At 66.8% G+C, this 14,327-nt stretch carries 13 protein-coding genes; 5 read left to right on the top strand and 8 right to left on the bottom strand.

Annotation, left to right across the window (positions count from 1 at the left end; translation table 11 throughout):
• Window positions 1-66: 66 nt before the first annotated feature.
• On the top strand, window positions 67-855 hold the full coding sequence (locus ABQF13_RS11890) for a beta-phosphoglucomutase family hydrolase (RefSeq protein WP_448392938.1): 789 nt from the start codon (window positions 67-69) through the stop codon (window positions 853-855).
• Complete coding sequence (locus tag ABQF13_RS11885; RefSeq protein WP_448392937.1) at window positions 852-3,209, top strand: glycoside hydrolase family 65 protein; 2,358 nt, start codon at window positions 852-854, stop codon at window positions 3,207-3,209. The genes ABQF13_RS11890 and ABQF13_RS11885 overlap by 4 nt, the downstream gene beginning before the upstream one ends.
• Here the strand turns inward: ABQF13_RS11885 and phoU are convergent.
• From phoU to guaB, 4 genes are read right to left on the bottom strand one after another with little or no spacing between them, the layout of a single operon-like run.
• On the bottom strand, window positions 3,206-3,865 hold the full coding sequence (gene phoU / locus ABQF13_RS11880) for a phosphate signaling complex protein PhoU (RefSeq protein ID WP_448392936.1): 660 nt from the start codon (window positions 3,863-3,865) through the stop codon (window positions 3,206-3,208). The genes ABQF13_RS11885 and phoU overlap by 4 nt on opposite strands.
• A gap of 30 nt (window positions 3,866-3,895) precedes the next feature.
• A complete protein-coding gene (locus ABQF13_RS11875; protein ID WP_448392935.1) occupies window positions 3,896-5,632 on the bottom strand; it encodes a GMC oxidoreductase in 1,737 nt (578 codons plus the stop codon).
• 31 nt (window positions 5,633-5,663) lie between these two features.
• Window positions 5,664-6,791 (bottom strand): GuaB3 family IMP dehydrogenase-related protein, encoded by a 1,128-nt coding sequence (locus tag ABQF13_RS11870; RefSeq protein ID WP_448393137.1) that lies wholly within the window; start codon window positions 6,789-6,791, stop codon window positions 5,664-5,666.
• Window positions 6,792-6,815: 24 nt separating this feature from the next.
• Window positions 6,816-8,369 (bottom strand): IMP dehydrogenase, encoded by a 1,554-nt coding sequence (gene guaB, locus ABQF13_RS11865; protein ID WP_448392934.1) that lies wholly within the window; start codon window positions 8,367-8,369, stop codon window positions 6,816-6,818.
• A gap of 156 nt (window positions 8,370-8,525) precedes the next feature.
• Here guaB and ABQF13_RS11860 point away from each other — a divergent pair, with 156 nt between their 5' ends.
• Complete coding sequence (locus tag ABQF13_RS11860; protein WP_427058319.1) at window positions 8,526-8,930, top strand: DUF5319 domain-containing protein; 405 nt, start codon at window positions 8,526-8,528, stop codon at window positions 8,928-8,930.
• Window positions 8,931-8,943: 13 nt separating this feature from the next.
• On the opposite strand, the gene ABQF13_RS11855 is transcribed toward ABQF13_RS11860, so the two are convergent.
• The 3 genes from ABQF13_RS11855 to ABQF13_RS11845 all read right to left on the bottom strand — a co-directional run bounded on the left by ABQF13_RS11855 (window position 8,944) and on the right by ABQF13_RS11845 (window position 11,576).
• Window positions 8,944-10,113, bottom strand: a complete 1,170-nt coding sequence (locus tag ABQF13_RS11855) for an anti-sigma-D factor RsdA (protein ID WP_448392933.1) — start codon at window positions 10,111-10,113, stop codon at window positions 8,944-8,946.
• Window positions 10,106-10,687 (bottom strand): sigma-70 family RNA polymerase sigma factor, encoded by a 582-nt coding sequence (locus ABQF13_RS11850; RefSeq protein ID WP_448392932.1) that lies wholly within the window; start codon window positions 10,685-10,687, stop codon window positions 10,106-10,108. Before ABQF13_RS11850 ends, ABQF13_RS11855 begins: the two co-directional genes overlap by 8 nt.
• A 70-nt stretch (window positions 10,688-10,757) precedes the next feature.
• Window positions 10,758-11,576 (bottom strand): hypothetical protein, encoded by an 819-nt coding sequence (locus tag ABQF13_RS11845; RefSeq protein ID WP_448392931.1) that lies wholly within the window; start codon window positions 11,574-11,576, stop codon window positions 10,758-10,760.
• Between the two features lie 391 nt (window positions 11,577-11,967).
• Between ABQF13_RS11845 and ABQF13_RS11840 the strand changes: the two genes are divergently transcribed.
• The gene (locus ABQF13_RS11840) at window positions 11,968-12,258 is read left to right on the top strand and encodes a WhiB family transcriptional regulator (protein ID WP_448392930.1); all 291 of its coding nucleotides are present in this window, start codon (window positions 11,968-11,970) and stop codon (window positions 12,256-12,258) included.
• Between the two features lie 33 nt (window positions 12,259-12,291).
• On the opposite strand, the gene ABQF13_RS11835 is transcribed toward ABQF13_RS11840, so the two are convergent.
• Window positions 12,292-12,702 (bottom strand): SCP2 sterol-binding domain-containing protein, encoded by a 411-nt coding sequence (locus ABQF13_RS11835; protein WP_448392929.1) that lies wholly within the window; start codon window positions 12,700-12,702, stop codon window positions 12,292-12,294.
• Between the two features lie 161 nt (window positions 12,703-12,863).
• Between ABQF13_RS11835 and ABQF13_RS11830 the strand changes: the two genes are divergently transcribed.
• Window positions 12,864-14,285, top strand: a complete 1,422-nt coding sequence (locus ABQF13_RS11830; RefSeq protein ID WP_448392928.1) for an aldehyde dehydrogenase family protein — start codon at window positions 12,864-12,866, stop codon at window positions 14,283-14,285.
• Window positions 14,286-14,327: the final 42 nt, after the last annotated feature.

Here is a 14,327-nt window from a genome sequence, read left to right as displayed (position 1 = left end):
CCGGTCAGTCTAGTTGGCACCATCGGCTCGTTACCCGGGCCACAAAAGGGGGAATGGTGACAGACAATGGCCGATGACCCGTCCGACGACCGCAAGCTCGAAGCGAGGAGCACCGTGCCTGGTCTGCCGAAACACATCCGCGCCTGCCTGTTCGACCTGGACGGTGTGCTGACCGACACCGCCAGCGTGCACACCAAGGCGTGGCAGGCCATGTTCGACGCCTTCCTTCGCGCACATGCGCAACGCACCGGCGAACCGTTCGTGCCGTTCGATGTGGGCGCCGATTACCTGCGCTACGTCGACGGTAAGAAGCGTGAGGACGGGGTGCGCTCCTTTTTGGCCAGCCGCGGCATCGAACTACCCGACGGGCACCCGGACGACGACACCGACGCCGAGACGGTGTTCGGCCTCGGCAACCGCAAGAACCAGATGTTTCACCAGGTGCTGCGCGCCGACGGGGTGACGGTGTACGACGGCTCGCGCCGCTACCTCGAGGCGGTGGCCGACGCGGGCCTGGGCGTCGCGGTGGTCTCCTCGAGCGCCAACACCCGTGAGGTGCTCGAGATGACGGGCCTGGACAGGTTCGTCCAGCACCGGGTGGACGGCGTCGTGCTGCGCGAGGAGAACATCCCCGGTAAGCCCGCTCCGGACTCGTTTCTGCGGGCAGCACAACTGCTCGGCATCGAGCCCGCCGACGGCGCGGTTTTCGAAGACGCACTGGCCGGAGTGGCAGCCGGGCGAGCTGGTAACTTCGGCTACGTGGTCGGCGTGGACCGCGTCGGACATGCGGAGGCTCTGCGCCACAACGGCGCCGATATCGTCGTGGCCGACCTGATGGAGCTCTTGACGCAATGATCACCGACGAGCTTTACCCGGTAGAGCCGTGGCACGTCCGCGAAACATCGCTCGATCTAGCGGTTATGGACGAATCCGAGTCGATATTCGCCCTGTCCAACGGTCACATCGGCATGCGCGCCAACCTCGACGAAGGCGAACCGCACAGCTTGCCCGGCACCTACCTGAACTCGTTCTACGAGGTTCGCCCGCTGCCGTACGCCGAGGCGGGCTACGGCTACCCGGAAGCTGGCCAGACGATCCTCAACGTCACCAACGGCAAGCTCATGCGCCTGCTTGTCGACGACGAACCGTTCGACGTCCGCTACGGCGACCTGCTCGAGCACGAACGCGTGTTGGACATGCGCGCCGGCACGCTGACCCGAAACGTGCAGTGGCGCTCCCCCGCAGGCAAACAGGTGAAAGTCGTTTCGACGCGGCTGGTCTCGCTCGACCAGCGCGGCGTCGCGGCGATCGAGTACATCGTGGAGGCGGTCGAACAGTTCGCCCGGATCACCGTCCAATCCGAACTCGTGGCCAACGAAGACCAGCCACCCACTTCAGGTGACCCGCGGGTGTCGGCCGTTCTCGACCACCCGTTGGAGGCGGTGCATCAGGAAAGCACCGGCGACGGCGCGATTCTCATCCACCGCACGCGCGGCAGCCAGTTGATGATGGCCGCCGCGATGGACCACGAAATCGACGTGCCCGGCCGCGTCGTGGCGAAAACCGATACCGCCGAAGACTGGGCCCGCACCACGGTCATCTGTGGGCTGCGGCCAGGGCAACGGCTGCGTATCCGCAAGTATCTGGGCTACGCGTGGTCGAGCCTGCGTTCCCGCCCGGCATTGCGCGACCAGGTCGCAGGCGCGCTCAGCGGCGCCGAATACACCGGCTGGCAAGGCCTTCTGGATTCCCAGCGGGCCTATCTCGATGACTTCTGGGACTCTGCCGACGTCGAGGTCGAAGGCGACCCCCACATCCAGCAGGCCGTGCGCTTCGCGTTGTTTCATGTGCTGCAAGCAAGCGCACGAGCCGAGCGCCGCGCGATTCCGGGCAAAGGCTTGACGGGCACCGGCTATGACGGCCACGCGTTCTGGGACACCGAAGGTTTCGTGCTACCGCTGCTCACCTACACCGCGCCCTATGCCGCCGCCGACGCGCTGCGATGGCGTGCCTCCACTCTGGATCTGGCCAAAGAGCGTGCCGAGTTGCTCGACATCGAAGGTGCCGCCTTCCCGTGGCGCACGATCCGCGGTGAGGAGTGCTCGGCGTATTGGCCGGCGGGCACCGCGGCCTTCCACGTCAACGCTGACATCGCGATGGCATTCGAGCGGTATCGCGTTGTGACAGGCGATGATTCGCTGGACATCGAATGCGGGCTGAAGGTGTTGGTAGAGACGGCCAGGATGTGGCTTTCGCTCGGGCAGCATGATCGACACGGGGTGTGGCACATCGACGGTGTCACCGGTCCCGACGAGTACACCGCCGTGGTGCGCGACAACGTGTTCACCAACCTGATGGCGGCGCGCAACCTTCGCGCAGCGGCCGACGCCTGTCTTCGGCACCCCGACGAGGCAAACGCCATGGATGTCACCGCCGAGGAGATCGCCGCCTGGCGTCATGCCGCAGCGACCGTTCACATTCCGTTCGACGAGGAACTCGGCGTCCACCCCCAGTGCGATGGCTTCACGACGTTGCGGGAGTGGGACTTCGAGGCCAACACCGCCTATCCCCTGCTGCTGCACGAGCCGTACGTGCGGCTCTACCCCCAGCAAGTGGTCAAGCAGGCCGACTTGGTGTTGGCGATGCATTGGGAGAGCCACGCTTTCACCCCCGAACAGATGGCGCGCAACGTCGACTATTACGAGCGGCGCACCACCCGCGACTCATCGCTGTCAGCGTGCACGCAAGCGGTGATGTGCGCGGCTGTCGGACATCTGGAACTGGCCCACGACTACGCGTACGAAGCAGCGATGATCGATCTGCGCAACCTGCACCACAACACCCGCGACGGCCTGCACATGGCCTCACTCGCCGGTGCGTGGTCGGCGCTGGTGGCCGGCTTCGGCGGGCTTCGCGACGACGAAGACGTGCTGGTGCTCAACCCGCAACTCCCCAAGACGCTGTCGGGCCTGAAATTCCGGTTGCGGTGGAAGAACTTTCGGCTCACCGTCGACGTCAACCACGAGAACGTCACGTACACCCTTCGCGACGGGCCCGACTCGTCGCTGACGATCCGCCACGCAGGCGAGGATCTCGAGCTCAAGACCCAAAACCCCACCACCGTCGCGGTCAAACCAGTCCGTCCGCTGCTGCCACCGCCGCAGCAGCCACCTGGGCGGGCGCCGTTGCGCCACGAGCAACCTGGCTAGACCAACTGCTTGCCCAGCGGCAGCCCACCTGTGGCCTCGAAGATGACCCGCCGCCCGATCTCCACCGCGTGGTCGGCGAAGCGCTCGTAATAGCGGCCGAGCAGCGCCACGTCGACGGCCGAGCAGACGCCGTCCTGCCATTTGTGGTCGAGCAGCAGCGTGAACAGCCGACGGTGCTCGTCGTCCACCACGTCGTCGTCGTGGTGTAACCGGGCGGCCTTGTCGGGATCCGGTGAGATCAGCACCTCCTGCGCGGTTTTGGCCAACTGCACCGCGCGCGCACCCATCTCCGTGAAGCTGGCGCGCACGTCGTCGGGCAGCGCGCATTCCGGATGGCGCAGCCGCGCGATGCTGGCCACGTGCACCGCGAGCGCGCCCATCCGCTCGATGTCGGCGCTGATGCGGATGGAGCCGACGATGGTGCGTAGGTCGCCGGCCACCGGCTGCTGTAGCGCAAGCAGCCTGATCGCCATCTCCTCGGCCCGGCGGTTCAGCAGCGCGATGTGCTCGTGTTCGGCGATCACCTGCTCGGCCAGCGTCAGGTCGGCGTCCAGCAGCGCCTGCGTCGCGCGTTCCATCGCGGCGGCGGTCAGCCCGCACATCTCACCCAACTGCGCGCACAGCGCAGATAACTGCTCGTGGTATGCGGTTCGCATGGGCCACTGCGTACCCGCATCGGCGGCGGCTCAACCAGTCGAGGTGACCGGTTCGATCGGCAACCGGCGCAGCGCCGCGGGGGCGTCTGCGGGCACCACCGGGTTGGTCGGCGGGATCGGATCAATGCGCTTGTACGGCTGTCCTTGCGGGGGACGCAGGTCGGCCTGCCCCTTGTTGGGCCACAGCGACGCCGCCCGCTCGGCTTGCGCGGTGATCGAAAGCGACGGGTTCACACCGAGGTTCGCCGAGATGGCCGCTCCGTCGTGCACCGACAGCGTCGGATAGCCGTAGACCCGTTGATACGGGTCGATAACGCCGTGCTCGGCGGTGTCGCCGATCGCGGCCCCGCCGAGGAAGTGCGCGGTGAGCGGGATGTTGAACAGCTCACCCCAGGTACCGCCGGCGACGCCGTCGATCTTCTCGGCGATGCGGCGGGTGACCTCGTTACCCACCGGGATCCACGTCGGGTTCGGCTGGCCGTGACCTTGCTTGCTGGTCAGGCGCCGGTAGCCGAGCTTGGTGCGTTCGGTGAACGTGGTGATCGAATTGTCCAGGTGCTGCATGACCAGCGCGATGACAGTGCGTTCACTCCACCGCCGGACGTTGATCATGCGCAGCGTGCCGCGCGGGTTGGCCGCCGCGTCGCGCAGGAACTGGCGCCAGCGCGGCACATCGGTGCCCTCCGGGCCGTCGCCGTCGGTCATCAGCGTCTGCAACAGCCCCATCGCGTTGGAGCCCTTGCCGTAGCGCACCGGTTCGACGTGGGTGTCGGAGGTGGGATGGATGGATGACGTGATCGCCACGCCGTGGGTGAGATCGAGACCGGGTGACACCTTGTACTTGCCCGCGCCGACGATCGACTCGGAGTTGGTCCGGGTCAGCACGCCGAGGCGCTCGGACATCTTGGGCAGCTTGCCGGAGTCCCGCATCTTGAACAGCAGCTGTTGCGTACCCCACGTGCCGGCAGCCAGCACCAGGTGCGTGGCGGTGATGGTGCGTCGCTTCTTGCGTACCCAGCGGCCGGTGCGCACGGTGCGGACGTCCCACAGGCCGTCGGCGCGCTGCTCGAATCCAGTGACGGTGGTCATCGGAAGTACTTCTGCGCCAGCCTTTTCCGCCAGGTACAGGTAGTTCTTCACCAATGTGTTCTTGGCGTTGTGGCGGCAGCCGGTCATGCACTCGCCGACCTCGATGCAGCCGGTCCGCGCCGGCCCTGCCCCGCCGAAGTAGGGGTCGGGCACGGTCTTGCCGGGCGTCTTGGTGCCGTCGGGCCCGAAGAACACGCCGACCGGGGTGGGCACCCAGGTGTGCCCGACGCCCATCTCGTCGGCGACCTCCTTGACGATGCGGTCGGCGTCGGTGAACGTCGGGTTGGTGACCACGCCGAGCATCCGCTGCGCCTGGTCGTAGTGCGGCATCAACTCGGCGCGCCAGTCGGTGATGTCCTTCCACTGCGGGTCGTTGAAGAACGGGTCCGGCGGCACGTAGAGGGTGTTGGCGTAGTTCAGCGATCCGCCGCCCACCCCAGCGCCGGCCAGGATCATCACGTTGCGCAGCAGGTGGATCCGCTGGATGCCGTACATGCCGAGTTTGGGCGCCCACAGGAACTTGCGCAGGTTCCACGAGGTCTTGGCGAAATCCTCGTCGGCGAAGCGCCGGCCCGCCTCCAGCACCCCGACGCGGTAGCCCTTCTCGGTGAGCCGCAGCGCGCTCACGCTGCCGCCGAAGCCCGAGCCGATGATCAGGACGTCGTAGTCAGGTCTCATACCCCCAGTATGGACCTACTCGACGGTAACTTCAGCTACCGACGGTCAACCCGACCTTCTGGAACTCCTTGAGGTCGCAGTAGCCGGCCTTGGCCATCGACCGGCGCAACCCGCCGACCAGGTTGAGCGAACCGAACGGATCGTCGGAGGGGCCCATCAACACCTGCTCCAGCGACGGCCGCTCCCCCATCGCGATCTGCAGCAGCGCCCCGCGCGGCAACGACGGATGTGCCGCGGCGGCGGGCCAGAACCAGCCGTCGCCCAGCGCCTCGGCGGCAGTGGCCAGCGGGGTGCCGAGCACGACGGCGTCGGCGCCGCAGGCGATGGCCTTGGCCAGGTCGCCGGAGGTGTGGATATCGCCGTCGGCCAGCACGTGCACGTAGCGCCCGCCCGTCTCGTCGAGGTACTCGCGGCGGGCGGCGGCTGCGTCGGCGATCGCGGTGGCCATCGGCACGCTGATACCCAGCACCTCGTCGCTGGTGGTGACGCCCTGCGTGGAGCCGTAACCGACGATGACGCCGGCCGCGCCGGTGCGCATCAGGTGCAGCGCCGTGCGGTGATCGAGCACCCCGCCGGCCACCACCGGCACGTCGAGTTCGGAAATGAACGTCTTGAGGTTCAGCGGCTCGCCATCGGAGGCGACCCGTTCGGCCGACACGATCGTGCCCTGGATGACCAGCAGGTCGATCCCGGCCGAAATAAGTGTCGGGGTCAGCGCCCGCGCGTTCTGCGGGCTTACCCGCACGGCCGTCGTCACCCCGGCGTCGCGGATCCGGGCGATCGCCGCACCCAGCAGATCGGGGTCCAGTGGCGCCGAATGCAGTTGCTGCAGAAGGCGTATCGACGCCGCAGGCTCAGGTTCTTTCTCGGCGGCCTCGACCACTTGGGCGATCTTGTCCTCGACGTCGGCGTGTCTGCCGATCAGACCCTCGCCGTTGAGCACACCCAGCCCGCCGAGCCGGCCCAGCGCGATCGCGAACTCCGGTGACACCAAAGCATCGGTCGGATGGGCGATTACGGGAACCTCGAAGCGGTAGGCGTCCAGCTGCCAGGCCGTCGAGACGTCCTTGGACGACCGCGTGCGCCGTGCCGGCACGATGTTGATGTCGTCGAGTTCGTAAGTGCGGCGGGCGGTTCTGCCCATGCCGATTTCGACCAAGTCACGCATGACCAGTGTGTCCCCTTAGCGGGCGTAGTAATTCGGCGCTTCGACGGTCATCGCGACATCGTGCGGATGGCTTTCCTTCAGCCCGGCGGCGGTGATCTGCACGAACTGCGCCTGCTGCAGCTGTTCGATGGTGGCCGAGCCGGTGTAGCCCATGGCCGCCCGCAGCCCGCCGGTGAGCTGGTGGATGACGGTGGACAGCGGACCACGGTACGGCACCCTGCCCTCGATGCCCTCGGGCACCAGCTTGTCCTCGGACAGCGCGTCGTCCTGGAAGTAGCGGTCCTTGGAGTAGGACCTGCCAGTGCCCCCGGCGCCGCCGCGGCCCTGCATGGCTCCCAGTGAGCCCATACCGCGGTAGCTCTTGAACTGCTTACCGTTGACGAAGATCAGCTCGCCGGGCGACTCGGCGGTGCCGGCCAGAAGCGAGCCCAGCATCGCCGTCGATGCCCCGGCGGCCAGCGCCTTGGCGATGTCACCGGAGTACTGCAGTCCGCCGTCGGCGATCACCGGCACTCCATGCGGACGACAGGCCGCTACTGCTTCCAAGATCGCGGTGATCTGGGGTGCGCCGACGCCGGCCACCACGCGGGTGGTGCAGATCGAGCCCGGTCCCACACCGACTTTCACCGCGTCGGCACCCGCGTCGGCCAGCGCGGCCGCGGCGGCGCGGGTGGCCACGTTGCCGCCGATCACCTCGACACGATCGCCCAGCACGGTCTTGACCCGGTGCACCATGTCGAGCACGCCGCGGTTGTGGGCGTGGGCGGTGTCCACCACGAGCACGTCGACGCCGGCCTCCACCAGCGTCACCGCGCGCGTCCAGGCGTCATCACCGACGCCGACGGCGGCGCCGACCAGCAGCCGCCCGTCTTTGTCCTTGGTGGCCAGCGGGAACTGTTCGGTCTTGACGAAGTCCTTGACCGTGATCAGGCCGGTCAGCTTGCCGTGGCCGTCGACGATCGGCAGCTTCTCGATCTTGTGCCGACGCAGCAGCCCCAGCGCGGCTTCGGCGGAGACACCCTCCTGCGCGGTGATCAGCGGTGCCTTGGTCATCACTTCCGAGACGGGCTTGGACTGGTCGACCTCAAAGCGCATGTCGCGGTTGGTGATGATCCCGACAAGGGAGCCGGTGTCGTCGACGACGGGCAACCCCGAGATCCGAAACCGTGCGCACATCGCGTCGACTTCGGCCAGCGTGTTGTCCGGCGAGCAGGTGACCGGGTCGGTGACCATACCGGCTTCGGAACGCTTGACGGTTTCGACCTGGCCGGCCTGCTCGGCGATCGGAAGGTTGCGGTGCAGTACTCCCATGCCGCCGGCCCGCGCCATCGCGATGGCCATCCGCGACTCGGTCACCGTGTCCATCGCCGAGCTGACCAGAGGCACTTTCAGCCGCACCTTCTTGGTCAGCTGGCTGGAGGTGTCGGCGGTGGCGGGAATCACGTCGGAGGCTGCGGGCAGCAACAGGACGTCATCGAAGGTGAGCCCGAGCATCGCAACTTTCGTCGGGTCATCGCCGCCGGTCGGCACCGGCACGGCGAGCGGAACGCTGCTTTCAGCGATCGACATGGATGGGCCTCCAGTGACGAGGACAGTCGTCGAGCTAGACGACCATCCTATCGGCATCGAGGTCGACGGTCCGGTGCCACACGGTGTTCGGAATCATCGGACGCCATGCCGCCCGACGGCTGGACCGAAATGGATGCGGCTGCGTAGGGTGGAGGCGTGCGTGACCACCTGCCACCGGGTTTGCCACCCGATCCGTTCGCCGACGACCCGTGTGACCCGTCGGCCGCGCTCGACGCCATCGAGCCCGGCCAGCCGCTGGACCCGCAAGAGCGGACCGCGGTGGAGGCCGACCTCGCCGACCTTGCGGTGTACGAGGCGTTGTTGGCGCACAAGGGCATCCGCGGCCTGGTGGTTTGCTGTGACGAATGCCAGCAGGATCACTACCACGACTGGGACATGCTGCGCGCCAACCTGCTGCAACTGCTCGTGGACGGCACGGTGCGGCCGCACGAGCCGGCCTACGATCCCGAACCCGATGCCTACGTGACGTGGGATTACTGCCGCGGTTACGCCGACGCCTCACTCAACGAGGCGGCCTCGGAAACCGACGGCTACCGCTGAGCACGCGCTAGCTCTACTCGCCTTCGGGCTCCGGCACCACGGTCGTCGTGGTGATCACCGTCTTCGACGCCTCCCTGGTGGGTGACTCCTGCGTCGGCGCCTGCGTGGTGGTCGCCTGCTGCGTGGTCGGCGGCTGGGTCGTTGCAACTTCGGTCGTCTGCGGTGCCTGCGTTGGCGTCGCGGTCGGTGACGGTGACGGTGCGGGCAGTTGCGTCGCCGAGGACGACGGCGGCTGCTGCACCGACGATGTCGGCGTCGGCCGCTGCGCAGGCGAGCTCGTCGGGGACGGGCTCGCGGTCGGCGTGGGCGACGGGCTCGCGGTCGGCGTGGGCGACGGGCTCGCGGTCGGCGTGGGCGACGGGGCCACAGTCGGTGTCGGCGACGGCGTCGCAGTCGGCGACGGCAGCGTCGTGACATCCGTGGGCGACGGCAGCGTGGTGTCCGTCGGCGACGGCAACGTCGTCACATCCGACGGCGACGGGGCCGTGGTGTCCGACGGCGACGGCGAAACCGAGATCGTCGTCGTGGTGTCGAGCACCGCGATCGGCACCTCCGGGAACACCGGCGGCGGCACATCCGGCGGAATGGTCGCGGCCGGGTCCTGCGCCTGAACCTTCACCGTCAACTCTTGCCAGTCGCTGACGAATTCCTGTTTGCGGTCAACATCGTCGACCGTGGCCACCGTGGTGGTCAGCGTCTGCAGCTTGTCCTGCGCGGCTTCCCACTGGCCTTCGTCGATCAGCTGCTGCACCTCGGCAAACTGCTGCGACGCCAGCATCACCGGATCGTCGCGGGTGGTCTGCTGCTCACCGAACAGCATGGTGCGCAGGCCGTACAACGCATCACCCGGTCCGGCGCCGGCGACCACCGCACCGAAGCCGCCGAGGCACAACACCGCAGCCGCCGCCGATCCGACGACCGCCAGCGACCGGTTGCGTCGTCGTGACACGGTGGCACGATCCAGTGCCAGCACCGCGTCGCGCGGGGTGACGGGCGCGGTCAGCGGTGCGTCGCGCACCTCGTCGCGCCAGCCAGCCAGCAGTTGTGCCAGCTCGGCTTCGCCGGGGTCGGTGGCATACACCGGCTCTTCGAACGCCAGCGCGTCCAGGAACCGGTCGGTGCGGTTGATGTCGTTGAGGGACGGGTCGCCCCCGTTTGCGTTCCAGCGTCCGAAGTCAGGCATGGTCGTGCCGCCCTGTCGAGATGATCTCCTGCTTCAGCCGCGCCAGCGCGCGATGCTGGGCCACCCGGACCGCACCGGCCGTACTTCCGACTGCCTCGGCGGTCTCCTCGGCGCTCATGCCGACGACCACACGCAGGATCAAGATTTCACGTTGCTTTTCCGGCAGTACGGCGAGCAGCTTTTTCATCTGCTCAGACGATTCGGCCTCCAGGGCCATCTGCTCGGGACCGGCGTCCAGCGAGTAGCCCTCCGGCACGACTTCCATCGGGTCGGAGCGGTTCCGTGCCGCTGCGCGGTGCGCATCAGCGAGCTTGTGTGCAGCTATGCCGTACACGAAGGCCAGGAACGGTCGTCCCTGATCCTTGTAGCGCGGCAGCGCCGTGATGGCGGCCAAGCACACCTCCTGAGCAATATCGTCTGCTGAAAGCCCACTGCGTTCCGCGGCTCCCACCCGTGCCCGGCAGTACCTGACAACGATGGGGCGGATGGTTTCCAGCACCTGTCGGAGTGCGTCTCGGTTGCCCGCTACTGCCTCAGCAACGACAGCATCGAGACGTTCTCTCGAAATTGTCATCGTGGGCGATCTCTCCAGCGTTACGAACCGGTGGCAGTCCGGCGGGGGCGGCTCAGCTAAACAATAACTTTCAGGATGACGTGCCCTCGGTCACCGAGACGGGCCACACGCCGCCCCGTGACCGGACTGTGTCGGCAGATTCGTCGCGAATGGCACGGATCTGGTCGTGCGGGCACGTCGCGCTGCCGATGTCGGCCAGCAAGCAGGCCAACGCCCAGCGCAGCGGGATCATTCCGAGGCGGCCCGTCTCGGTCAGCGCGGCGTCTGCGACCAGCCGCGCAGCGTCAAGGTCACCGGCGCTGCACAACGCGGCGGCGTGTACGACGTCGGATTTCACGGCGTGTCGCGCCGAGCCGAACGCCGCGGCCGCCCGGACGGCTTGCTCGGCATGGCGCACCGCCTGCGCGCCCTCGCCGCGGGCCATCGCCAGTTCTGCGCTCACCCAGCCGAGCCGAACCGCAAGCCGGGATTCCGGCGCGTCGGCCAGAAGATCGGCGGCCCGCTGAAGTGCGCGTGCAGCCGCCGGAAACCGGCCCATCCCCAACGCGTCGGCGGCCAGCCCGATCAGCGCGTCGGCACCGGCCTCGGCGTCGGAGCCGGCGAGCGCCAACGCTCGCCCGTCCCAGCCTCGGGCGTGGCCGTGCCAGCCGAGTTGCCGCAGCAACGACGCATAGGTGCTGTGCGCCAACGAGATCAACGGCTCAGGCCGTCGGGTGCGGCGCAGCCGAGCGAGGTCGGCGCGCGCGCTGGCGTAGCGTCCCTGACCGCCCGCGGCGACCGCGCGCAGCCACAGTTCGTGCTGCGACGCGGCCGGCGGCAGCGGCCAGCGGCCGGGGTCGCAACCGAACGCGGCATCGGCCAACACCGTCGCAGAGCAGGAAGTGGTCATCGAAGCGCCGACGCTATCAACGACACGCCGACCGGATGGATTCGGTTAACAGTTGATGCCCACAAAGTTAACTCCAGGTAAGCCGACCATTGATTGTTTGCGTTTGCTGGATTACCTCCTGGCGACGCGATCAGGTGAAACGGCGGCCGGGGTGGTCTCGGTGGGATTCGCTTAGCATGTTTTACGCCGGCGAAAAGGCCCAAGAATGAACGTGAGGTAAATTCTTAGCCTGCGGTTATGGCGTTCCACACGCGTTTGGACTATTGACGAAATTTCGTGAGCCCACCTACTTTGTGTGCACGAGTAGTCATCGGCGACTTGCGCTCGGATCTGTTCCAAGAACTCACGTGTTCAACTGTTTGCGGGAGAACACGCAGAGAGGGGTTCTCCAATGCCTTTGCCGCAACAACTACCCGGACCCAACGCTGATGTGTGGGATTGGCAGATGGCCGGTTCGTGCCGGGGTGTCGATTCCTCGATGTTCTTTCATCCCGACGGCGAACGCGGCCGTGCCCGTGCCCAGCGCGAGAGACGCGCCAAGGAGATGTGCAACCAGTGCCCGGTCATCGCGCAGTGCCGTGCGCACGCCCTGGCCGTCGGCGAGACCTACGGGATCTGGGGCGGGCTCACGGAATCCGAGCGCGAACTACTGCTGAAGCGAGGCATCCGCCGCGCGTCCTAGCCGCGGTTGGCCAGCGGACGGGCCTCGGCGGCCTCAGTTGACCGAATATCCTTTCGCGTCCGCGTAGTCCCGGTATTTGTCGAACGCTGGCGTAATGGCGGGCAGCAGCTTGAGCAACTTGGGCACCGATCCTTCGACCTTGACCTTGCGCCGCGCAATGGCCATCGGCACATTCAGGTTGCCCAGCCAGAACCGGTGCGCGTCTTCGGCCGACATCGTGAGCCGCACCTCGGCTTCACGCCCGGCAGCGTCGTCCCCGTCGAACACGACCGGCGGATCGACGGTGCAGTCGAGCATGAACACCTCATCGGGGTCCGTGTACTGCACTTTGAACGATGTGTCGCCTGCGACGAACTTCGGACGCAGCTCAGGATCGGTGACCAGCTGACGCAGGAACGGAGTGACGAACTGCTGTAGCTGCTCTGCGGACTGAAAACCTGTCATCTGTGCGCTCCTTAGCGTCCCGGGTTGGTCGTCATCGTTGCTGCCCATCAAACAAACACTGTACGGTAAACGCCGTAACGCGGCTCACAATCGCCGCGCTAATCGCCCCGGTCCCGCCGACTCGACCGGAACTTGGGGACGCCAACGGTCAAAGGAGTCACATGCCCAGCCAGACAATCAACGGGACCGGCGCCCACACCTTCGTTGAGTTCGACGTCGTGAATCCCGCCACAGGCGCGCCGTTCACAACGGCTCCTGAGGCCACCCGCGACCAAGTCGACCAGGCCTTCCAGGCGGCCGCAAATGCGTTTCCCGCATGGCGTGCCGATGAGGAGTTCCGACGCGCAAAGCTCATGGAGGCATCCGCTGCGATCGAGGCCAATTCGCAAGAGTTGGCCCAGATCCTGATTGAGGAGTCGGGTAAGACCGCGCCGTTCGCCGGCTTCGAAGTGCCCGTAGCAGCCGGTTGGCTGGCTTACTACGCCAGTCTCGACCTTCCCCGTGAAGTGCTTCGCGACGACGAAATTGCGCGTGTTGAGGTAATCCGCCGTCCTGTCGGCGTCGTCGGCGCGATCACCCCATGGAACATGCCTATCGGACTCGCATTCTTCAAAATTGCGCCGGCGCTGCGTGCAGGTAACACCATGGTGCTCAAACCGTCTCCGTTCACGCCGTTGAGCACACTGCGGTTCGGCGAGATTCTTCGAGATATCCTGCCGCCGGGAGTGCTCAACATTGTCAGCGGCGGCGATCGGGTCGGCCGCTGGATTGCCGGGCACCCGTTGGCCCGAAAAGTTAGCTTTACCGGCAGCGTCGAGGCAGGTAGATCTGTAAATGCCGCTGCTGCATTAGATTTCAAACGGACCACGCTGGAACTTGGCGGTAACGACGCAGCAATCCTGCTGGACGACGTCGACGTTGCAGAAATCGCGCCCGGGCTGTTCTGGTCCGCCTTCTTCAACAACGGACAAGCGTGCGCGCTCATCAAGCGTGTCTATGCCCCGCGCCACCTCTACAACGATGTTGTCGAAGCGCTGGCCGCGGTCGCAGATAGCACAGCCGTTGGTGATCCGACCGACACCACCACGCAACTCGGTCCGTTGTCGACGCTTCCCCAGATCGAGCGAGTGGTCGGACTGGTCGACACCGCCGTGTCGGGCGGAGCCAAGGCCGCCGCGGGCGGCCGCAGAATCGACCGGCCCGGGTACTTTATGGAGCCGACGATTATCTCCGAGATTGCCGATGGGACACCGCTTGTCGATGAGGAGCAATTCGGTCCAGCTCTACCGATTATCGCTTACGACGAACTCGATGACGCAGTGGCCCGAGCTAATCAGACGAACTTCGGTCTGGGTGCCAGTGTGTGGACGGCGGATCCGACCCGCGGCGCGCACGTCGCAGAGGCGCTGGATGCCGGCACGACATGGGTCAACACCCACGCCAGCCTGGGACCCACCACACCGTTCGGCGGGCTCAAGCACAGCGGGTTGGGCGTGGAGAACGGGCCATGGGGCTTGTATGCCTACACCGAGTTGCAGGTCCTGCACCTCAATCGCGGCACCCCGGGCCCCAGCGCGGGTTGATCGCCTGCCGTCGAGCGATAAGCCCTCCGACACTTCACCGTG

The sequence above is a fragment of the Mycolicibacterium sp. XJ879 genome, from assembly GCF_053483935.1.
The sequence above is the reverse complement of the archived record's forward strand: the minus strand, read 5'-3'. Positions and strand labels throughout refer to the sequence as shown.